The 21,430-nt window shown below is 51.4% G+C and carries 18 protein-coding genes; all 18 read right to left on the reverse strand.

Annotated elements, in window-relative coordinates; translation table 11 throughout:
• Positions 1-45 precede the first annotated feature (45 nt).
• Positions 46-732 carry a hypothetical protein gene (locus NE562_RS04625; protein WP_280961234.1) on the reverse strand — a complete coding sequence of 229 codons (687 nt, stop codon included), beginning with the start codon at positions 730-732 and terminating at the stop codon, positions 46-48.
• Between the two features lie 12 nt (positions 733-744).
• Complete coding sequence (locus NE562_RS04630) at positions 745-1,419, reverse strand: hypothetical protein (RefSeq protein ID WP_280961235.1); 675 nt, start codon at positions 1,417-1,419, stop codon at positions 745-747.
• Between the two features lie 251 nt (positions 1,420-1,670).
• Positions 1,671-2,897 carry a MobP3 family relaxase gene (gene mobP3, locus NE562_RS04635; RefSeq protein WP_330645839.1) on the reverse strand — a complete coding sequence of 409 codons (1,227 nt, stop codon included), beginning with the start codon at positions 2,895-2,897 and terminating at the stop codon, positions 1,671-1,673.
• 16 nt (positions 2,898-2,913) lie between these two features.
• The gene (locus NE562_RS04640) at positions 2,914-3,417 is read right to left on the reverse strand and encodes a hypothetical protein (RefSeq protein WP_280961237.1); all 504 of its coding nucleotides are present in this window, start codon (positions 3,415-3,417) and stop codon (positions 2,914-2,916) included.
• A 12-nt stretch (positions 3,418-3,429) separates the two neighbouring features.
• Complete coding sequence (locus NE562_RS04645; RefSeq protein ID WP_280961238.1) at positions 3,430-3,915, reverse strand: hypothetical protein; 486 nt, start codon at positions 3,913-3,915, stop codon at positions 3,430-3,432.
• A 12-nt stretch (positions 3,916-3,927) separates the two neighbouring features.
• Positions 3,928-4,602, reverse strand: a complete 675-nt coding sequence (locus tag NE562_RS04650; protein WP_280961239.1) for a hypothetical protein — start codon at positions 4,600-4,602, stop codon at positions 3,928-3,930.
• 9 nt (positions 4,603-4,611) lie between these two features.
• Positions 4,612-5,088, reverse strand: a complete 477-nt coding sequence (locus NE562_RS04655) for a ribbon-helix-helix domain-containing protein (RefSeq protein ID WP_280961240.1) — start codon at positions 5,086-5,088, stop codon at positions 4,612-4,614.
• A 356-nt stretch (positions 5,089-5,444) separates the two neighbouring features.
• Positions 5,445-5,813, reverse strand: a complete 369-nt coding sequence (locus NE562_RS04660) for a hypothetical protein (protein ID WP_280961241.1) — start codon at positions 5,811-5,813, stop codon at positions 5,445-5,447.
• Positions 5,810-6,826, reverse strand: a complete 1,017-nt coding sequence (locus NE562_RS04665) for a DUF3991 and TOPRIM domain-containing protein (RefSeq protein ID WP_025483111.1) — start codon at positions 6,824-6,826, stop codon at positions 5,810-5,812. The genes NE562_RS04660 and NE562_RS04665 overlap by 4 nt, the downstream gene beginning before the upstream one ends.
• Before the next feature lie 83 nt (positions 6,827-6,909).
• Positions 6,910-7,101, reverse strand: a complete 192-nt coding sequence (locus tag NE562_RS04670) for a hypothetical protein (RefSeq protein ID WP_025483112.1) — start codon at positions 7,099-7,101, stop codon at positions 6,910-6,912.
• Between the two features lie 21 nt (positions 7,102-7,122).
• Positions 7,123-8,229: an excisionase gene (locus NE562_RS04675; protein WP_330645831.1), complete on the reverse strand. Its 1,107-nt coding sequence runs from the start codon at positions 8,227-8,229 to the stop codon at positions 7,123-7,125.
• Between the two features lie 214 nt (positions 8,230-8,443).
• A complete protein-coding gene (locus NE562_RS04680) occupies positions 8,444-9,283 on the reverse strand; it encodes a DUF4314 domain-containing protein (RefSeq protein WP_025483114.1) in 840 nt (279 codons plus the stop codon).
• Positions 9,268-10,665, reverse strand: coding sequence for a hypothetical protein (locus NE562_RS04685; protein WP_025483115.1), 1,398 nt, complete (start codon positions 10,663-10,665; stop codon positions 9,268-9,270). Before NE562_RS04685 ends, NE562_RS04680 begins: the two co-directional genes overlap by 16 nt.
• Positions 10,646-11,332, reverse strand: coding sequence for a hypothetical protein (locus tag NE562_RS04690; protein WP_025483116.1), 687 nt, complete (start codon positions 11,330-11,332; stop codon positions 10,646-10,648). The genes NE562_RS04685 and NE562_RS04690 overlap by 20 nt, the downstream gene beginning before the upstream one ends.
• 11 nt (positions 11,333-11,343) lie before the next feature.
• Positions 11,344-18,309, reverse strand: a complete 6,966-nt coding sequence (locus tag NE562_RS04695; RefSeq protein WP_280961242.1) for an LPD11 domain-containing protein — start codon at positions 18,307-18,309, stop codon at positions 11,344-11,346.
• Positions 18,310-18,362: 53 nt separating this feature from the next.
• A complete protein-coding gene (locus NE562_RS04700; RefSeq protein ID WP_280961243.1) occupies positions 18,363-18,740 on the reverse strand; it encodes a TnpV protein in 378 nt (125 codons plus the stop codon).
• 762 nt (positions 18,741-19,502) lie between these two features.
• Positions 19,503-20,540, reverse strand: a complete 1,038-nt coding sequence (locus NE562_RS04705; RefSeq protein ID WP_280961244.1) for a ParB N-terminal domain-containing protein — start codon at positions 20,538-20,540, stop codon at positions 19,503-19,505.
• Positions 20,533-21,351, reverse strand: coding sequence for a ParA family protein (locus NE562_RS04710; protein ID WP_240299344.1), 819 nt, complete (start codon positions 21,349-21,351; stop codon positions 20,533-20,535). The genes NE562_RS04705 and NE562_RS04710 overlap by 8 nt, the downstream gene beginning before the upstream one ends.
• Between the last annotated feature and the right edge of the window lie 79 nt (positions 21,352-21,430).

Consider the following 21,430-nt stretch of genomic DNA (forward strand, 5'->3'; position numbering starts at 1 on the left):
GGGAGCGATTTTAGAAACAGCCTTTTCCTGACCGCTATCACTGTTTTATCGTTCCAGTGCATTTTCAATCTGGCTGAACAGCTTGGTAAAGTCAAATGCCCGTTCCTTTTTGGAAAGCTCCGGTACAATATCCTCAATCCGGTCAACCAGCGCCGCCACCGAGTCCATATCATCTTGGTTTAAGTCGTTGTCCACGGTGCGCATTTTGATAAGACCGGCGTGGAGGATTTTCAGTTCTGTCTCGGAAAACAGCTTCTTTTCATCCACAAGACCGCTTCGGAGGGCAAAGTCCTCAAAGGCGGCCTCTTTGTTATAGAAATACCGGCGCTGTATGGCGGCGTTTCCATGCTCGGCGTCCTTACGGTAGGTAGACAGCACATAATCAAAAATCGGATGCTGCTTACAGGCCAGTACCACCCCGTTATGCTCGTTAATCCTGACCGCGCCGCCCTGTTCCTTTCCGGTCAGTGCATCGTCATAGGGCTTGTCGGAACAGATACCGCAGGCAATGGCGGTGGTCTTGGCAAGGCTCTGGAGTTTGGCAATCTGTTTTTCATCCACCTCCACAAAGGGGTTTTTGATGATGGCGTCCTGCTTGGAATAAAAGGCAACCGGCTTTTCCCGGTGGTAGATGTCCGCCACATAATCAGGGGAGGACGGCGGACGGATGGAAAACCCCTTTTTCTCAACTGCTTCAAAAAATGCTTTGTAAAATTCCGTCTTACTTTTCATAGGGCACACTCCTTATTCAATCTCGCGCTGGAAACAGTGCCGGGGCGATAGCTCCTGCTCTGTGGGCAGATAGCTTTCTATCTTTGCCATGAGCGTGTTGATCCGGTTCTCCACGGTGGCGTCCAGTTCATTATCCAGCATCACGCATCTGGCACAGCAGGAAACCAGCAGCCGAAGTTCCCCGGTGGAAAATTGCAGGGGACTTTGCAGGCATAGACCGCTGCGCTCCATAAAGCTGCCCTGTGCCGCCGCAGGGTCATAGAAATACTGTTCCCGGTAAAATCGGCGGCTGTTGTGCTTGGGTGCGGTCTTTTGGCAGGTCACAAACTCATAGCCGAACAGCGTTGTCCTGCGGCAGAGCAGCACCACGGCGGCGCTCTCAAACACTTTATAGTAGGAACCGCTCGTCAAATTGATTGGTTCCATGCGTTCCATATCCGCAAAGGGCGGCTGCACATGGCAGTCAAGCGCCCTGCGGGTTTCCTCACCGGCCTGTTCCAGCGTCCGTGCGTTATCGGCGTTGTATGTCTCATAGATAATCTCGCCGTCCCGTGTGATGACACACAGCAGGGGATTCCCCATGTAGACCTCGGCGGCAAGATCACCGTCCGGCAGCGGTTCTACCCGGAACCCTGCCTTACGGAGCCGGTCAAAGAAATCCTCCAGAAATTCAACTCTTGTTTTCAATCTCATTCCTCCGTTTCATCAGCTTTTTATAAAAGTGCCACGCACAGTCGGGCGGCCTGCTCCCCATGGTACAGCTTGGGGCGTTCACGGGGAACTGATAGGGACAGCCCCGGCATGGGTGGTCTTGGGGGTATTCGTAAAATGCGGCGCTGCCATGACCGGCAACGCCGCACCCATTGTAATATTGTGTTTGCTTGGGATACATGGTTCTCCTTTCCGGCTCTGAACGTCCCGGCCGGAAAGCGGCGGGGTCAATGCTCGTAGCCTTTGTCCTGATACTTCAAATACAACTCTTTTTTTGCCTCCTTGGACAGCCCGCCGCCCGTTTTCAACTCGTCCTCAAACTGCTGATTGTTTGTGTCCGTCAGCCCGGACAGCATGGAAAGAGCCTCCATCAGCATATTTTCCATGTAAAACTGTCGCCGGTCATGGCGGTACTCGGCCGACCTCATTTCCCCGTCCAGCCGGTTCAGGGTCTTGACCATACCTAAAATACGGTTCGCAATGATTTTGTCAGCTTCCGTGCTGAATTTGTCTTTCATGGATGCAAAATAGTCCTCACTCCCACCATAGAGCAGAGTCATTTTCATTTTGCTTTGGACATAAGCCTCTTTCTGCTCCTGCAAAGGCGGGACATTTTTCAGCAGATATTGAATCAGGGCCTCTACCTGTTTTTTCACCGCAGGCGTTAAAAGCTGATAAGCGATCCGGCCATGCTCCGGGAGAGCCGCCTTGATTTTGAATACCCGGTCAGCCGTTTCATTCAGCACTTTATCCCCAAAATCAAAGGTATCGGAAATCTCGTCCTCTGTATCGTATTCCGCCCGAAGCCGCTTATATCTTTTGCTTTCAAGCTGCCGGATATGGTGTTCAAACTCGTCTACCAGCCCGTCACCCAGCCGCCGCAGTTCAGCGGCGGCAAAGTTCTTTTCCTCACCAAATACCCGGATTTTGTCCGGGAACGTATCCTTTATCATCTGCCTGCGGATAGCGTTTGGAACGGCAGGCGGGGTAAAGGGATTTTTGATTTTTGTAGCCTCCGGGGAATTATCCCAAAATACCACATGGATATGTGGATGCCCTTTCTCCCTGTGGAGCGCACACGCCCATTGCAGATTTTCCACCCGTATGCCGTTCTTTTTCGCAATCGTCAGGATATGGTTGTCAATGTAGCGCCGCCACGCTTTCTGGCTGGTCAGCCGCAGTTCTTCAGCGGTGGACTCATCAAAAGAAATCACACTGCGGTACATGGTGATGTGCCGTTTAGAGTTCTGATAAACCAGCCGTGCAATATCCCGCCAGTCGGCAAACTCGGTGACAGGGCCGGGCGTGAGCTTCCCAAACAAACCATGGTTCATGCCCTCATTCTTTGCCACTCTCGGACGGGTTGCGATATACCGGATATGAGCATAATTCTTGCTGGCTGTACTTTTATAGTTAGGATTTTTGAAACGCTGCTTGTAGATTAGGATAGAGATAGGCCGTCACCTCCTATCAGCGTTCCCAGCCGTCGTCCTCTGGCAGTTCGTATTCCTCGTCCTCGGCCGCCTTACACGCGCGGGTGTAATTCTCCATGGTGATACGGTAGCGGTCGGCTTCTTCTATCAGATACTTCACGCCGGTGGCAGTGCTGGGCGGTGTGGTGCAATACTGCTGATAAAAATGGAATCTGTCTCTTAGCACATCTTTTTTGGGGGATAGCATATCCATAAATTCCTCATACCCATAGGGGCAGTTCTTACGGATTTCCTGACACGCCACATTCAATCCTGTCAGCGTATCGTCCTGCGCCAACTTGGACAACACCAGTTCGCCCACTGGCTCCTCCGCCGCAAGCTGCACTTTGATGTTCTCCGTTCCGCCCACCGTCAGTTTAGAAGCCTCTGATGTAATGCCGATGCTTGCCAGATGATCCCGCAGGTCGTAAAGGTTGCATGGTAGGGTCACAATCAGCGTACTGCCGGTTCTGGCATTGTTTTTAATCACTCCGGTTATCACAAGTTCCCCCTTTCAACGCTCCATATCCTCGGTTTCGTCTTGCCCCGTCAGTTTCTCCGCCCACATCTGATTGATCTGCCGGTGGACACGCTGCGTCCGCCGGTAAGGGGAATCGTCCAGCCGTATTTCCGGCTCCCCGTTTTCGGCGGCCTGTATCTGCACCTGAACCTCGCCGGATGCAATGAAAATGGCATTGCACGCCTGCTCCATATAGGGATAGCCCAGTCTGGAAATGTCAAAGGGCGTTACCTTGCATTTGCTCGTCCACGAAAACAGGTTGTGGGCAAGGTCAATCATCTGCTGGGAAGTTTCATCAAAGCCTTTGGTCAGGCGTTTGATTTTCGCAAATTCAATGCCGTCCACCGTCACGCATTTCCGGGCGGTTTCAAAAAGCTCCGGTTCTTGGGACAGTAGGTAAAAGGCCGCATGATAGGAACAGTCCAAAGGTCTGTTGCCCGTCAATGCGGCCAGCTCCATATATCGTTTTGTCTGTGACATAATCTACCTCCATCAATATTCTTCTTCCGGTTCATATTCAAAGCTGAAAAAGTCGGACAGGATTTGGTCAATGCCATATTCCTCGCCAATTTCGTCCTCATACTGTTCAATCAGCTTCAGTTCATCCTCGTCCGGTGATTCGCTCTCGCCGGTGCCAACGGAATAAGCTGACACACTGACATTGACCTCTGTTTCGTCAGCCTCCTCCATCATTTCCTGATACTGGTCGCTTTGTTCCAATGCGTCACGGTCACAGATGCCCGGAACCAGAAAGCAGGCATAGTCATGGTCGGTGCGAACCTCTACGGTAGAATAAATAAGGGAACGGTCATCGAGACTCAGCGATGCTACTGCATCAATTCTTTTCTCATTGATTAGTTCCTCATAAGCATCTCCAATTCCGAGTGTATCGTCATAGGATTCGGGATCGTTCATCTGCGCATTTGGGCAGGTCTGTACAAATCCATATTTGATTTTATCCATGCTGACCTCTCCTGATAAATAATCTAACAGAAACCGGGTACTTGAATTTTTAGCGTTACCGCCATATTCCATATTTCCATGTGTGATTTCAGCTAAAATCGAGGCATAGAGCATCATCTTATCTGTGGTCACACATAAAATCCGCATACTGTCGCGTCCCGCCCATGCGTCGCAGGCGGACAGGATGTAAATATCATTTGCCATAAGCACCTCCTACAATTTGTCCGCAAGTCTGCGGAGGTTATCAGTGTCCTGCAAAAAACTGTTAATCTGAAAATCCTTTTTCTGCATATAGTCCACGCCCAGCGTGACGGCCTCATTCAACATCTGGTCAAACTCGTCCTCTGTGCCATCATGGGCCATGTTCATCAGTACCTTAATCAGCAGAAAAAATGCCGCGCCGTCCAGCTTGCCGGACTTCATCAGCATTTTTGCAAGGCGGTTCGTCTGCTGTTCCATGACCGCCTTAATATCCTCGATGTGATAAACAGAAGTAAACTCCTGCCGGATAATCCCGGCGATAAAATCAATATCCTTAGTATAGCCGTCCACAGTCAGTCCCTTTTCAATGAACCGCCGTATCTGCTCATTGCGAGAGATATGCTCCCGGTCAGCCAGCTTGTCAATCTGACCGCACATTTCTTTTGTCAGGTAGACCGATGTAATAATCCGGTCGGTCTTTGTTGGCATTGGCGCCCTCCTTTCGGCGTTAGTCGAAAATTAACAACGATAGCTTCTGTTTAACAAGGGTACAGGCTTTGCCTGTACGGTGTTTCCGTGGGTTGTTTAACAACCCTATTCCTGCCTTAACTCCAAAATCTAAGATTTTGGCACTAAGTAGCCCCCACCGCAGGCGGTGAGGGCTGTTGGTCGCTCCGCTCCCCAAAAGGGCGAAAACAAAAGTCTACCCGCGCCACATCAATAGTGATCCATGAAGATGGTGGCATACCGGCACACACGCTTCCCGTGGGCGATTACCAGAACCGCCACAACAAGCCCGGCGATAACTCCGCCGCAAATCAAAACTGCTTTCATAAGCTCTCCTTTCATCGTTCCCATTCGTTATCCTGCGCAGGCCGCTGGTCACAGCGCCCATTCGGATAAACAAAGTCAGGAACCCTGTCATGTTTTCTCGCTTCTCTTAAAATGCTGGAGATAACAGCGGCGTCCGCAAGGCGGAACTGTTCATCCGCTTTTCCTGACTGAAATTCCTCGGCGTAAAACACCATGATATAATCCAAATCCACGAGTTTAGAGTCCATGCCGTTCTGCACCGCTTCCTCAAAGCTCATGCCGTAGTAACGTTCCACTTCGGTTATGTCACCACCGCAGCCGTGCAGGATCAGCCCCTCCAGCATTTTTCTGATTTCCGCCTGCTTTTCCTCTGAAAGCTGGCAGACATATACCGGCCTCATCGTTCCACCGCTTTCTCCGGTTCGCCCTGACCGGCCTGCAGCATTGTTCGGAACGTAAGCAAGTCCTGATTGAAGTCCTTGGTCTGCGGAGTCTGGATATAACATTTGTAGCCTAAATCCGTGAATGTGCCTGCGGAAACCTCCGCCTGCACCTGACCGTGGTTATGGGGCGTACCGTCCGCCAGCTTGCCGTCCACATCGTTGTCATAACAGAATACAATCTCTGTGATTTCAGGGTGGAGCTGCAAATAGCGGTAAAGAGCTTTATCTGACAGGCATCCCTCCGACACCCTGTGATCCTCCCGCCAATCAATACCATTCAGCTTGCAGAGTGTGGCGTGGCTCATGGCGTCGATAGGGGCCTCAAACTCATACACACGGTTGGAATGCCCCTCCATGGTAAAGCCGTAGGTCTTGTCCGAGTTCTCCACGTCCTGCCGGAAATGGCTGTCCGCGCTGGGGGCGCGTAAGGCACAGTACCGGGGTTTTCCGCCCTCGTCATAACCTACAAAAGCGCAGTTATGAAAGCTGTACCCGCTTTTTTCTGTTCTTGCCCCATACACCTTGCCCTGTTCTATCATGGCATACACGATTTCCTTATCAATGCCACGGGTACGGGTCAGGTAGGCGATGGTACGGTCAAAGTTCCTGTCCTTCGGCGGCAGTACCAGATCACCGCGTGGCTTTTTCTCCACAGGCGGGATGTAATGTTCCGTCTGTTCATAGGCGCGGCAGTTCAGAATCATTTCCGCAGCGCTCTTAAAATCGCTGGCGCCCATATATTCCTGCACAAAGTTCACGATATTGCCTTTGGAACCCTCTTTTGAAAAGCATACATAGCCCCGTCCATGCTTGAACAGATACAGGCCGCCGCTGTGCTTTACATGAACGGTATTCCTGTCGCCTTTTTCGATTTCAAAGCCGTGCTGAACGGCAAAATCAATGAGGTTCGTGTTGTAAATCTGCTGCATCTGTTCCTCGGTAAAGGGCATGGGCCGTGATTGCATCCGCATTTTTCTCACCTCCTGTCAAACACAAAAACGCCGCCCGGAAGTGGTTTTCATCACTTCCGGGCGGCGCTGTATTTGATTGATTGTCAGTCTTTTTTTCCGAATGTTTCTTTCAGGGCGGACAGTGTATCCACATCCTCCAAGTCTGCCTCTGAAAGAGGGGGATAACCCTTTTCCTCACGCAGCTTGTTTCCTTCCTCCAGCAATGTGGAACGTACAAAGGCGTCAAACTGTTCCATCAGTTCCTCATCCGTTTCTTTCCGCTTTTCATCTGCCATATCTGCAATCCTCCTTATCATTTAGCGTTCCAATTTCTCTCCGCTGTATGCCACATCCTCCTCTACATCAGCCGTGTGGTCATCCACCGGGTAAAAACTCCTGTGTTCATCCATTATCTGCGCCAGCCGTTCCACGCGCCCCCGCAGGGCGGCGCAGAGGGCGTCCGTGCGGGCCGTGTCGATAAAGAGGGAGCCTTTTACCAGTTCCCGCAGTTCCTCGTCAATCCCCGCCAGTGCAGTAAGGTCAAGCCAGTCAAAGGAGGACACCAGTTTAATCTGCTCGTCATGGGTGGCCTTGAACGGCTTGCTGGGCGCCTTTGCATGAGCGCTGATCATTGTCCACGGCTTATCAAACCAGAGGGATGTGCCGCTGTCATAAACCGGCGCGCAGCCTGCCCATTCTAATGTGTTGGCGTTTCGGACAGCCCCAAAATTGTTCTGATGTCTGTCCTCGTTGGCAATCAGGTAATCCAACACCAGCATACGGTCAATGCTGTCCTTTACACCGGGGATACCCAGCGTTTCACAGCAGTTTAAGTAATGCTGGTACACGGAAACGTGGTTGGGCTTTGGCTGTGTCTGCATAATGTACCACGCCGTTACCAGTTCCGTATCCGGCGTAATAAAATCCTCACACACGCTGTACGGATAATCCTCCTGCACGGTCAGCGTGTAGGGGACATAGGGGATATGCAGCCGCTCCATAATCCTGCCTGCCAGTACCTCGTTGTACGGCTCCTGCTGGGTCGCGCCGCTTCCACCTTTGAGCAGGCAGCGTTTCCCGTCAATTATTGCCCATTTCTTCTTCAGCCATCCATCCGAGGTGTTGTCCGGCGACATCAGGCTGACTGCCCCTGCGCTGGACGGGTGTCCGAACAGAATATTGCCCACATCCTCGGAAAACGGATTTTCAAAAAAGTTGACTTCATGCCATGAGACCTGCCTGTCGGCGGGGCAGAGCCAATACTGATCCGACAGGGACAGCCCCAGACACTTCTCCAATAACGCCTGCGGGGAACTGATGTGCAGTTCCTCCAACGCATGGCGCAGACCGGCGCGGCTTGCGGGGATTGCCCGCCCCCGCCACCATTCATTGAGCGCGGCGCGGTCAATCTTCCCCTTTTTCACAGGGATGCCCACCGGAACATGGGCAGGGTTAAATATTTCCCCAACAGCGGAAACAGAGGCAGTTTCACTGTCCAGACGGATTCCCGCCACGGGGATTTCCCTGTGCATTAAAATATATGTTTGAATTGTTTCCACCATTTTCTCAACTCCAATCTATTGTTATTATTCTACCAAATTGCAGGAACTTAAACAAGCGGTTTTACGCTGCTTTTCATCAGCGTTCCAGTTCCCCGTCCGCTTCCTCTGCTGCTTCCTTGTTTTTGAGGCCACAGGGGATGAATTCATGCTCCCTGAAATGCTCCAGCACCTCCCGCATAGCCTGCGGGAGTCTGCTCTTATCCACATGGATGTCATCTGTCAGCGTGGCGGTATAGCCATAGTCATAAGCTCCGTAGGTTTCCCGGAGGAACTTACACACCTTATCCGGCATTTCCTGCTCAAACTGGCTGATACAGCCATAGCGGATCAGGAAATCCGTGGCGCAATGCTCGCCGGAGGACTGCAAATCCAGTTCCAGCAGGGCAATGCATAATTCTCCGGTATCCTTGGACTGCACCACGCCGGGGAGCAGCACATAGCCGCCTGCGGTGTCACGGTCAAAGGTTTCCGTTCCATACACCGCTAAAAGCCCTTGGTGCAGGGCGTTCAGCACGGACTTGGCATAGGCTTTTTCCTCCGTGCCATAGTCTGCCTGAAGCCGCTCATAGTTGATTTTCGTCATTACATTGGCGTTGATGTAATCCACATAAAGATTCATGGGTTCATAATCGGCGGCCGGTTCTTCAGCGGCCGGAGTTTCTGGTTCCTGACTGCCGCTGCTCTGTTCCTGCGGCGGCAGGATATGAAAGTCATCCACGTTTGTGACAAGGGCAAGGGAACGCCCATTATCCCAGTGCATATGTAGCTGCCCCTGGTCATCAACAAATTCTACCGTTCCACAAAGACCGTCCGGCATATTGCGCTCGCCCTCCATGTGGTCAAGTTCAATCCGGGTTCCCACGGGATATTTCTTCTTAATCTGCTCCACCTGATAAGGCTTTAAGAATCCCTGCATAGTTCCTCCTGCTCTGTATGGTCACGTCCCATGCCCTGCTCCAAAGCTGCGCTTTCCGGCTGTCCCATGGTCAGCTCCGCTTTATGGATAATGCTGTCCAGCAGACCGGCGCTGTCCCGTCCGACCTCTTTCCCAGTCTGAATGGCAAGGGCGCAGATCAGTCTCGTTTCCTCCGGCGTAAAAAGCGGGGAACAGTCCTGCTTAAAATACTGCAACAGCTTGGTTTCCTGTGCTTCCATACCAAATAATCCGTAACTGGACAGGTGCTTTTGAAACATTTCCCTGTCTGCCACAGACTCCCGTGTGCCGTCCCTATGCAGGGCATAACAGCAAAGTCCTTTCTGTACCGCCTTTTGAGCGTCCATTGGACCAATGCGCTGCACATCATCGGCGGTATAACCGTAATCATGAAGCCGGTCATGCTCCAGCCGCTTGATATATTCATCCACCTCCATGGGTTTTGCGGCGTCCCAAACAAGTCCATGGGCGGAGATAACAGCATAGGCAAATTCCTGTTGGTTCTCTACCCAATATTTCACGCGCTCCACTGTCCCGTACCGCTGGCCGATGGACTGCCAGTTTTCATTATATTCCTGATAAGGAAAGGTACGGACATCATTGGGACTTTTGAACACCACCTCCGCATACGCAGGGTCAAAGGAATGGGTGCAGAGATAGTCAAGATGCTTCTGATAGTCCATCTCCACAATATCGCCTATGAGTTTCTTATCATCACCCTCCACACGCTTTATATCAATCCAAAAGGCTTTTACGTTCTCGTCCCTGCTTCCTCCATAGTAAGTCCATGTGTTGGCGGCATAGGTGTTGCGGATATAAACATCCCGTTCCGGGAAACACCATGTGCCGTTTTTCCGGGTGAGCCAGAAAAAATTGCGGTAGCCGCCGCGATCCTCGGCAGCCTCCCGCAGCGTTTCCATATCGTACTTAAAATCCGTCTGATAGAAGTCTGTGTTATGCTCCATTATTTTTTGCATGGTGGCAATCACATCCACATCTACAAAAGCGGCGCTGGGCCGCAGGCTGTAACCCTGTGTTTTCAGGTTCTCCCGCAGCTCCGCTATGATTTCCTCTCGTGAGCCACGGACAGAGGTTCCGTTATAGCGGTTCCTGTCCACAAACTCTGTCCCCATGTCCACCGGGATAAGCCGCAGGCCGTCCTCATGGGGAAGGACAAACTGGAAGGTTCCCTCCGGCTGCTCATCCGTAAGGGAAACCCCCTCGAAAATCTGCCGTAAATCGCCGGACACCGCTTCCGGTGTCTGCCTGATTTCATGGATTTTCTCACGGGGCATAGTGAGTTCCCATAACTCGTAATCATTTGCCCCCAGCTTGGACAGGGCGTTAATCTGGTTGTATTCCATGGCTGTCCTCCTGTTCCGGCTGTTCTTTGTCAAATATCAGGTTGGGGATATTGTCCTCCACCTTTTCCATGACAGCCTGTAATTTTTTATCATCCTCATAGCTGATTTCATCATCATTCCGCCCACGGAACACGCAGGCGTCATGGAGCGCCACCAGTTCGTCCTTGGTAAAGAGCTGCTTCTCATCCACCAGCCCTGCGCGGACGGCAAAATCACGCTTGGCGCCCTTGTAGTTGGTTTCATAGTAATGCCCCCAATGGACGCCCTCACGGTCGTAATCGTACTGCCATGTCGTAAACCGGACCTCGTTATCCCTGCCCAGCTTGGCGGCAAGCAGGGTATCGCCAAATTCGGAGATCAGCCGGAAGCCGTCCTCCTTGTCAATCCCCCCAATCTCCAACGGCCTTGCATCGGCATAGAGGTCATGGGTCTGCTTCATATCCAGCAGAAGTGCGTGGAGCTGCTTCCGCTCCACAATCAGCGGATTGTCCGGGAAGTAACGCATACCCCCAGACAACACAAATTGGCACACCTCCGCCTGTCCCTGATAGGCAATCAGACACAGTTCTTTATCACTGTTTGCAAAGGCGGTTCTTATCTCAAAGCCGAGAGCCGCCGCCCTTTTTGTAAAGGCGGCGGTCAGCTCCGGGGATATATCATGGTTCATGGAAATCCCTCCTATCTTTCATAATCCTGTTCTTCCTCCTGTCCGTAGGTCTTAACCGTCTCCGGCTCAAAGCCCTGATTTTTGATGTTGGTAAACCACTCGCTCATGAACAGCTCCAAATCTTTTATTTTTGCGGGCGAAACGGTTTCCGTTTCATAAAAAATCCCCTTATCGTCCTGAAGGAACGAGGTGGGGCGGATGGAACGGTTTTCCTTATCAATGGTAAAGGTGATTTCAGGGTCGCGCATGGCGTCACCGTTTCGGTCATAGTAGTGGGCAATACTGTACCCGGCGCCAATGGCCTCGATTTTCAAATCTTCAAAGCCGTCCGCTTTCAGCTTCATGCAGTAGGCGCTGCCCTCCAAAACGGGAGCGGCGAACTCCGCCAGCTTCTGATAGAGCCGTTGTTCCAGCGTAAGCGGGCGTCTCGGCGCCACGGGCGTATTTGTACTGTCCGTTGGTTCTTCCTCACCGCCGTCCTCCGCCATCACATCATCGCCATCTTCCTTAAATTCCAGCGCAAGGTCAAGCGACACCTTTCTCTGCTGCAGTTCCGCCAGCCGTTCCTCATCCGTAAAAGGCTTCTCGCTTTCCGCTTTTGATGCCGCAAGCTGTTGGTTTAAGTTTTCCAGATTGATCTCCTCGTCCTTTTTATGCTCGGCAATACGCTGTGCCAGATTTTCGATACGGGTGATGTTCCCCAGCTCCGAATCCCCCATATCTGTCTGGTAGGTGCATTTCCCGCAAAGCTGGATATTTACACCGCCGCCCCAGTTACGGAGCAGCCGGACCTTAAACCCGGCATAAACGCCAATATCAAGGGTATCGCCGGTTTGCCGTCCCAGCTTACGGGAACGCACCATGAAATGCTCCGCCGCCTTGGTACGTTCCTCATGGGTTTTTCCGTCAATGACCATCTGAAATTCTTCCGGCCGCTTTTCTTCATAAGTGCCGATGTCTGCGGCCATGCCCTCTATTTTCCGGGCTGTTTTCGCTATTTCATCCGGGTAATGCTTGGTAATATTGAACCGCAAGTCGTTCTGCTGTGTCTGCCACGCTGATTTCAGCACGGTCAGACGGTTGATTTCGTTATCCACCTCCATTTTTTCTTTCACCCTTGGGTCAGAAGTTGCAAGCGCCTTAAATTCAGCATACTGCAAAACGGTTTCGTCTAAATCCTCACAGGTTCTAAGGGCGGAGCGGCCGGTCATGATCTGGCTGATATACCGCTGTTTCTGCTCTAAAATCTGCCACAAATAGGCGTCAAAGGTGTTTTCCGTAATATAGTTGAAGATAGAGATTTCCTCATTGTCGTTGCCCTGCCGGAGAATGCGCCCGTTGCGCTGGGTTAAGTCGGAGGGCCGCCACGGTACGTCAAGATGGTGGAGGGCAATCAGCTTGTTTTGCACGTTCATGCCGGTTCCCATCTTCTCGGTGCTGCCCATCAGGATACGGATTTCCCCGGTTTTCACCTTTTCAAATAGCTGTTCCCGCTGGACATCCGTCTTGGCGTCATGGATGAACGCAATCTCCTCCGGCTTTACGCCCTGTGCAAGCAGCGCCGCCTTGGTCGCTTCATAGAAGTTAAAGCTGCCGTCATATTTAGGCGTTCCCTGATCGCAGAAGATAAGCTGCGTCAATTTTTGTTCCGCCGTATCATGGTAAATCTGTGCCACGTTTCGGGCGCACACATTTAACTTGGTGTCAGGGTCATCCGGCAGGGTGGGGTCTAACGCCCTTGGGTCGGTGGAAAGCAGGCGGGCCTCATGGGTCAGCTTCAGGAAATTGTCCACACTGCTGTCCACTGCACCGGCACGGATATTTTCCGCCCGTTCCGCCAACTCCATGACAATCCGTTTCTGTTCCGGGGTGCAGACGGTCTTTATGACCTGAACGCCGCCTGTTTTCAGCTTTGGCGTGGGCAAGTCCAGCATATCCGCCGTTTTGATGTCTGCAATCATGGCAAACATATTCATCAGTTCCGGCAGATTGTGGAATTGAGAGAAGCGGTTTTTCATCTGGTAGCCGTTGCCCTCCGGTTTGATTTCAAGGGAGGACACCACCTTTCCATAAGTTCCCGCCCATTCATCAAACATCAGCAGGTCGCGGCGTTCCAATTCCTGCGGCTGCAAGGTCTTTTGCAGGACATACAGCTCCGCCATCGAATTGCTCACTGGCGTGCCGGTCAGATAGACCACACCCTTGCCGCCGCTGATTTCATTGATGTACTGGCATTTCTGGTGCATATCCATCGCCCGCTGGCTGCTTGCCCCGCTGACACCGGCCACGTTCCGCATTTTCGTATAGGAGAAATTGTTTTTATAGGCATGGGCCTCGTCCACGATTAAAGCATCTACGCCGAGTTCCTCAAAGTTGATCATGTCATCTTTCTTGTCTGCGTTAAACAGGCGGTCATAGCGGAATTGGAGGTTCTTTCGGAATATCTGCATCTGTTTCATGGACCAGTCCTTGTCATTTTTCGCTTTCTGCTCGCTGATTGCGTCAGTCACAGCGTCAAGCTCCGCCTGCATCGCCGCAAGCTGCCGTTCTCTGGACAGCCCGATCAGTTCAAAGCTGGAATGTGCCATGATGATGGCGTCATAGTCCCCGGCGGCAATCCGTCCTGCAAAGCGGCGGCGGTTCTTCCGCTCAAAATCCCGTTTTTCCGCCACTAAAATATTGGCATTGGGGTACAGCTCCATATAGGCGTCCGCCCATTGTCCCACCAGATGGTTGGGAACGGCGAACAGGGGCTTATGTACCTTGCCCAGCCGCTTCAGTTCATAGGCGAGGGCGATGGCGGCGTAGGTCTTGCCAGCCCCTACTTCATGGGCCATGAGCAGATTGCCGTCCCCATAAAGGCCGTGAGCGACTACATCCCGCTGGTGGGTTCGCAGATGGACATCCTCCGACATATCCGGGAAAACAAGGTCAGAACCGTCATACACACGGGGACGGAGGTTGTTAAATTTGTCATTATAGAGTTTCGTCAGCCGCGCCCCGCGTTCCGGGTCAGCAAACAGCCAGCGTTCAAACTCCCCCTTGAGCTGCGCCTGCTTTTCACGGGCAAGGATGGTTTCCTTTTTGTTCAGGACGTATTTGACCTTATCCTCGCCATTCTCGTCCACATAGTCCACCCGGTCTTTTACCTCCACAAACCGGAGGTTTAAGGACGCTTCCAGTATCTCGTAGGCGTTCATCCGCCCGGTGCCATAGGTCTGGTTGACTGTCACGGAGGTTTTTTCCGCGCTTTTGCTTGAAATAAAGTACGCACTGCTGAATTTGGAAAACTCCAGTGCAACCGCATAACGCCCGTTCTGATTGTAATCAGAGGTCTTAAAGGTTTCATACATGAAGTCCTGATAGACATCCACCGGTATCCACGGCGTTCCCAGCGAAAAACTGATGTCCTGCGGGGTCAGCGGTTCCGGCTGCACGGTACGCAGGGCTTCCACATTGCGGGTAAACCGTTCCGGTTCTTCCTCCGCCCGGAGGATTGCCGTCGCCAGCTTATCCTTGACATAGCCGCTTAAATATTCCCCTGCGGTCTGCCAGCCGGAGAGCGGGTTCCCGCTGCATTCGTCAGGGTCTTGGTAAATGGCGTCCCCCAGCTCCGCAATGATTTCCTCCGGCTCTGCCTTTCTGCCGTCAGGCATCTGGTACAGCCATGACATATAGGCAAGGTCAACCCTGCCTTTTACGTTGAGCGAAACCTTTAAGGCTTCTTCTGCCGAAAACACCGCCCCCGGCATGGTCTTGGGCTTGATGGTCGCCTTGTAGAACATGGCGGACTTCTCAAACACGCCTTTTTCCGTTTTGCTCTCCCGTTCAATGGAACGCAGGAGCGGGGCGTTGGCGTCCCGTGAAAAGGCAATCACGTTGCCGTAGGAATTAAGATAGCCATATTCTTTTACAAAACGGTCATAAACCATGTTCAGGCGCCTGATATGCTCCTGCAACTGATTTTCATATTCCGCTGTCGGCAAATCCCCGGTCTGCTGGTTCTGGAAGTCAATGAGTGTGCGGACAGCGGCGGTAATCTCCACCATGCCACGGATTCGTTCTGCCTTTCTGCCTGTAATATCCTGCAAATACATACGGGAGTTTTCCTGAAAATAAATGGCGTCATCCCGTATGGCATAGCTGAAATTGCGTACCGCAGGGTCAGCGGGGAGAGAATCCTTTAATACGCCCTTTTCCCCGGCGTACTCCGATGTGGCTTCGTGATACTCGCCCTCCAGATAGGAAACAGCCTGTTCCAGCCGCTCATTCAAATCGTCACCCTCGACTGGATGGCAGGCGGTGGTTTTCTCGTTGCCAAACATACTCTCGTCAAACACCATCTCGCCCAGAACCATTTCCGGGTGGTTGATAAAATAGGTATTCAGCGGGATACCGGCCTCGTTTTCCTCAATGGAAATCCATGGGCTGTTGTCCTCGTCCGGTACGATTTCCCGTTCCCGCTTTTGCAGGAACAGAATGTCTGTGGTGGCTTCCGTTCCCGCCACCTGTTTGAACGCATTGTTTGGGAGCCGGATTGCCCCTAAAAGCTCCGCCCGCTGCGCCAGATACCGGCGCACCTTGGAATTTGCCTTATCCATGGTGTACTTGGAAGTGATGACCGCCACAATTCCCCCCGGCCGCACCTGATCCAGCGACTTTGCCAGAAAATAATCATGGATGCGGAAGTTATGGCGATTATATCGGGGATCGTCCACACGGATTGAGTTAAATGGGATATTGCCGATGACCACATCGAAAAAGTGGTCTGGATAGCTTGTCTGTTCAAAACCCCTGACCTGAATTTCCGCTTCCGGGTAGAGCTGCTTTGCGATTGCCCCGGAGATGGTATCCAACTCCACGCCGTACAGCTTGGATTTTTCCATGTTCTCCGGCAGTACAGAATAAAAGTTGCCCGTTCCCATGGCGGGGTCTAAGATATTGCCGCCCCGGAAACCAAACTGTTCCAGAGCATGATAGACGTGGCTGATAACGCTCTGCTCGGTATAATAGGCGGTAAGGGTGCTTTCCTGTGCCGACTGTAATTCTTCCGCTGTCAGCAGGCTTTTGATTTCCTCATATTCGCTCTCCCAGCCGGATTTCCCCGCTGTCAGGGCATTGGCAAGGCCGCCCCAGCCCACGAACCGGGCAAGGATAATCTGTTCCTCTGCGGTTGCCATGCGTCCCTGTGCCTGCAATTCTTTTAGCAGCCGAATGGCGGCGATATTGTTTTTACACTTAGTCTTTGCACCGCCGTCGTAGAGGTGGTGTTCTTCGGAATAGCGGTAGTTTAGCCCATGCCCATGGGTGCGGTTTTCAAAATCCTGCATGGTATCAACGTAGTCATCATTTGCCTGATTGACTTGCAGGGCGGCTTTCAGGTTATCTTTGGTTTCTTCGGAAGTGTCGCCGTTCTGAACGGCTTTAACTACCATTTCTGCAATTTCGCCCTCGCTGTAACTGTCTTTCAGCAGCTTGCAGTCTAAAATTTCCGACAGTGGCACACGCTCTCTGATTTTGAATCCGACAAGATTTTGAAGTTGAGAAACATCCCCTATTTCCACGGTGCGGCCGTCATGCAGGAATTTCAGAATCTCATACACCCTGTCATGGTAATAGATGCGGTCGCCCTCTTGGAACGGAAGCTGCTCCGGCTCTCTGCTGTTCTCATCAAGCAGATTGTCATTGTCGCCAACCTCTGTGTCCTCATAGGTATCTGACGGTGGTACAAAATCAAACAGGGTAATTTGACGGTTTTCCGGTTCTGCCTGAACAGGCGGCTGGCTGGCCTCCGATACTTCATCTTCCGCGAAATGTAGTTTTTCCAATGTATCCCATAGCTTTTTTTCTTCTTTGGTGAGATAGGCATCCTGCCGCACCAACTCCGTAATGCGATGCTCAACCTCTGCCCATGAAAGCTGCTGGCGAAAATGCTGTTCCCCTGCGTGATATTCAATCACAATTCCCTTTCCGGGAATGGCATTTAAGCGCTGTCCCTGGCCTGATATACTATACCAGCCATACTCGTGCTTAATAAAATTCTGCCGTTCTTTCTTCGACTGCATGGACAGGACGGCACGGTAAATTTTCTGCTTGCCGCTTTGTACGCCGGAGCCTTGCCGCAGAAAATCCCCTATGATTTTCTCTCCATCCAACGGTTCTGACTGGCCGCCCATATCCTCCGGTTCGCCCCTGACACCGTTCATCTCACCGGCTTCGTCAGGGATGGTATAATCGTCCAGCATACTGTCCTCGGCGCTGAACGGGTAGATACCTTGCAGGATCAGGCGGTCGATCCGGTCTGCCAGCTCCCAATATTCAAAGGAGAATTTCTGCCCCTCCGTTTCAAAATCAAGTCCAGTATCCGTTCCGGCAATGTGCAGATAATCGCCGGTCTTAGTGGTATAATCCGTATCCACACTGCGGTAAAAGGCTTTCAGGGCATTTGCCTTGGTTGTCTGCTTGTGTCCGCCCTCAAAGAAGTCGCATAGTTCTTTCATCCATTCCCGTGTATCCGGCGTCACATCATCGGCGCACAGCACCACATCCACAAGGTCAGAGATTTCTTCCTCGTCAAGCACCGGTATGGAAAGAGAAGCCATTTGCCTTTCATAACGGTCAATGTCCTGCTCCGTCAGCCATTCCGGTTTTTCAGGCACGGCATCGTATAACTCCCGCATTTTGGAAATCTGTGCTTTTACATTTCCTGCCCACAAATTTTTTCCGCTTCTTTGCCCTGCGCCTAAAAAATATTCACAGTCAGATTGCAGGCGGCCTAACAGCCGGTACTGCGCGGAAAAGGCCTGTTCTATTGCCGATGCGGTCTGCTCTGCTGTCACAGAAGAAACTGTACCGCCTTTTTCTTCCGTAGGTGATACGGCAGAACTATCATCCTGTGTTTTATCATCAGCAACATCCGTAACCGCTGACTCCGGCTCAGGCGGTGCCTTTGGCGGGACAGAGAAAAAACCGCCCACAGACGGCTTTTTACCATCTGTGGGCGGCTCTGCGTGTTCCTTTTTTGGTTGTGTTACCTGACTTTCATCACCAGTTCGTTCAGGACGATTTCCTCTGCCTGCTTCGTTAGGCTGTTCATGTGTCCGGCTCTCTCCATCGTGTCCTCGGTGTCCGGCATCGGCTGGGTGCTGAGAAGCTGCTGAATTAGTTCCTCCTTGCGGCGTTCCGCTTCCTCGTCCACTTTCAGAATCACTTCGTTGATTTTGCCCTGCGCCACCAACTCCGACAGGCGGTGCGGGTGGTTCTCCATCATGTAGGCTTTCCAGCGTTTCCCGTATTTGCCCACCGGCATTTTGTCCGTCTCCGGGTTCTCCGAGATTTGCAGTTCGGGATACATCATCCCGTCCTCGCCCTGCCTGTAACTGAAGTTCATTAACGGTTCGGTTCTCATAAATTTGGCTCCTTTCGATTTTGATTGTTTCTATTTCCTGCTGGATTTCTTTCAGGATAGGCCGTGCAAGGGAAACCGTACAGCTTCCCAGCGCCATGAACATTCCCAGCGTATTGTACCGGCTGATATTCTCAAAGCTGTTTTCCTCAAACAGTTCTGTGGATACCCCGCATTTGGAAAAGACCGCATAGGCGACGCTCTCCGTAACAAGCTCCTGAAACTCCGCTTTCACGGCTTCCTCCGGCATACCGTAGAGAGGACTGCTTTCCTCCCGTACCTTAAAATTTGCCATGTACTGCGGCAGGATTTGTGCCACACGCTTGCTTACCAGCTTATAAAGGCAGGCTTCTATGCTTGTGGTCGGAACGGCATATTTTTCATGGAACCGCAGCATCAAGCTGGGACGGTACTGTTCCTCCAACTCCCAATGATAGCGCATGAAGTTCCGAAAACTCTGCTCTGTGCCATTGGTGTCCATGAAGTCATACAGATATTTCAGGCTGGCCGATGGATTACGCATATCAATAACGGCAATGCTCTTAGCTCCCTTATTGAGCCTGCGCCCGATTCGGTCATCGTGCCAGTCATCCCATGTGCCGAGCTGTGTGGCGTCCGGTTTCTGTGCGTAAATCAGCACCGCATTGTCAAAGGAACGCTTATAAAACCGTGCCACACAGGATAGCAAGCCTTTCCATTCAGCCGGAGATTTCGTGTACTCCTGTACCGCCTTTTTGTAAAGGTCAGCAAGAATGGTCGCTTTGCTCAAACTGTCACCTCCATTTCCTGTTCTTGATTTTCAAAGTAAAAGGCAAGCGCCTTGTCTATGGTTTCCTCTATTTCCTTGGCGGTCTGTGTCGTAAAATATTTGGAGATTACCGCAGGCTTGACCTTGACCGGTTGGGGCTTGTCGCTCTTGGGTTTTCTCGTTTTCTCACCAGAGAGTATCTGCACGATAGCCGTATCGGTCAATTTGCTAGTTTCGTAATAGCTGCGGAGCAGTTCTGCCTTTTTCATATCCACCTTGTAGCTGTCGGACTCCATCAGGTTGGCAATCTGCTGTTGCTTGGCATTATCTACTACAAACGATAGGGTATATGCAACAGAAAGTGGAAATTGACTCATATCAAAGAAATTCATCAACGGCGTATCCAAATGCTCACCAACGCGGATGTATTTTGCTACGCTGTCCTCTGTAAGACTGTATTTTTCAGCTAATTCCGCACGGCTTCCTGAACTTCTGCTGATTTCAGCAGAAGTGGCAGAAACGTCGGTTTCATGCGGGTTCATGAGCCTTTCAATCTCTAAAATCAGGTCGCTTCGTTTGCCCTGAGACTTCATTGCCTTGTAATGCTCAAACAGACAGTAAGCCCTTTCGGATGGACTCATATCGGTAAAGGAACGCTGACGCAAATTGGTTTCTATTACGATTAATACAGCGTCATCATGGGTCAGATTTTCTTTGACGATGACAGGAGCCTCTTTAAGACCAGCCGCCTTTCCACATTCTTTTCGATTGTGTCCACTCAAAATATAGTTGTGATTGTCCTCGGTATGCCACAGAAGAAGCGGCTGCAAAATACCATACTGACGGATACTGTCAGCCATATCATCGAATTGTTTACCGACATAAAGTTTAAATTTGTGGTTGGGAAAGGACTCCATCTGGTCAAAGTTCATTTCCTGAATACCACTGTCCCGTGGAGCAGGAACCGGAGCAGGGGCGGCTTCCTCCGTCCGCTGTTCCTGCTCAAAATTCAGCATATCATCGAAATCCGATAAATTGATTTTCGGTTTACCCAACCGTACACACCTCCGTTTCTTCTGTCACTTCGATTTCTAAAAACTCATCCGCAAATCGCTCATAAGCGACCGCCGCAGGATTGTCCGGCAGAAACTCACAGATTGTCTTGTGATACAGTACGGCTTCCGCCACTTTTATGGAACGTGGAATATGTGTCTTGAAAATCGGCACTTTCCCTGCAAACCCATTTTCCAACAATTTATGAACCTGCGCGGACAAAATGGTGTTAGGGGAGTCCATGGTAATCAGAATACCGTCAATCCGTAGGCGATGATTGCTGTTGCTTCGGATGGTCTGATAATGTTTCAGCAGTTCGGTCAGCCCCTGTGTGGAGAGAAGTTCTGCCTGTGTAGGCACAATAATACTGTCTGCACACATCATCACGTTAATCATAGGCGTTCCCATCTGCGGCATACAGTCGATAATGATATACTGGTAGCTGTCCTTGATGGTATCAACGTACCGGGAAAGCATACGCTCCCGGAAATCCACGTTGCAGAGATTTCGTTCCAGCGTGAAAAGCTGGCTGTTGGACGGGATGACATCCACACCGCACTCGGTTTTCAGTATGTAGCTGTCCGGCTCCGGCAGTGGCTCGTCCTCAATTACTCTGCGGATCAGGGTGTTGATTGTGACTTCCAGTTTGTTTGTGTTCTTTACGCCATAGATTATACTGGCGTGTCCCTGACCGTCAAAATCAATCAGGGCGGTCTTGTGACCTCGTTTTGCTAAAAGGTAGGCAAGAGTGGTCGCCGTGGCTGACTTTCCTACACCTCCTTTTTCGTTCATGACTGCGATAACTTTCGCCATCGGCGTTCTCCTTTCTTGGGTAAAGTATTTTGGGTATTGGGTAAATAGGGTAAAAAATAGGACTTAATCGGTAAAACCC

Origin of the sequence: Butyricicoccus faecihominis (assembly GCF_024462775.1) — a bacterium.
In the GTDB taxonomy this organism is placed as follows: domain Bacteria; phylum Bacillota; class Clostridia; order Oscillospirales; family Butyricicoccaceae; genus Agathobaculum; species Agathobaculum faecihominis_A.

Coding starts and splice junctions, on each gene's coding strand:
- NE562_RS04670 (WP_025483112.1), bottom strand. CDS start 7,101: ATGGCAGATGAAAAGCGGAAAGAAACGGATGAGGAACTGATGGAACAG.
- NE562_RS04655 (WP_280961240.1), bottom strand. CDS start 5,088: ATGCCAACAAAGACCGACCGGATTATTACATCGGTCTACCTGACAAAA.
- NE562_RS04685 (WP_025483115.1), bottom strand. CDS start 10,665: ATGGAATACAACCAGATTAACGCCCTGTCCAAGCTGGGGGCAAATGAT.
- NE562_RS04680 (WP_025483114.1), bottom strand. CDS start 9,283: ATGCAGGGATTCTTAAAGCCTTATCAGGTGGAGCAGATTAAGAAGAAA.
- NE562_RS04660 (WP_280961241.1), bottom strand. CDS start 5,813: ATGAGGCCGGTATATGTCTGCCAGCTTTCAGAGGAAAAGCAGGCGGAA.
- NE562_RS04665 (WP_025483111.1), bottom strand. CDS start 6,826: ATGCGGATGCAATCACGGCCCATGCCCTTTACCGAGGAACAGATGCAG.
- NE562_RS04690 (WP_025483116.1), bottom strand. CDS start 11,332: ATGAACCATGATATATCCCCGGAGCTGACCGCCGCCTTTACAAAAAGG.
- NE562_RS04625 (WP_280961234.1), bottom strand. CDS start 732: ATGAAAAGTAAGACGGAATTTTACAAAGCATTTTTTGAAGCAGTTGAG.
- NE562_RS04700 (WP_280961243.1), bottom strand. CDS start 18,740: ATGAGAACCGAACCGTTAATGAACTTCAGTTACAGGCAGGGCGAGGAC.
- NE562_RS04650 (WP_280961239.1), bottom strand. CDS start 4,602: ATGGCAAATGATATTTACATCCTGTCCGCCTGCGACGCATGGGCGGGA.
- NE562_RS04710 (WP_240299344.1), bottom strand. CDS start 21,351: ATGGCGAAAGTTATCGCAGTCATGAACGAAAAAGGAGGTGTAGGAAAG.
- NE562_RS04645 (WP_280961238.1), bottom strand. CDS start 3,915: ATGTCACAGACAAAACGATATATGGAGCTGGCCGCATTGACGGGCAAC.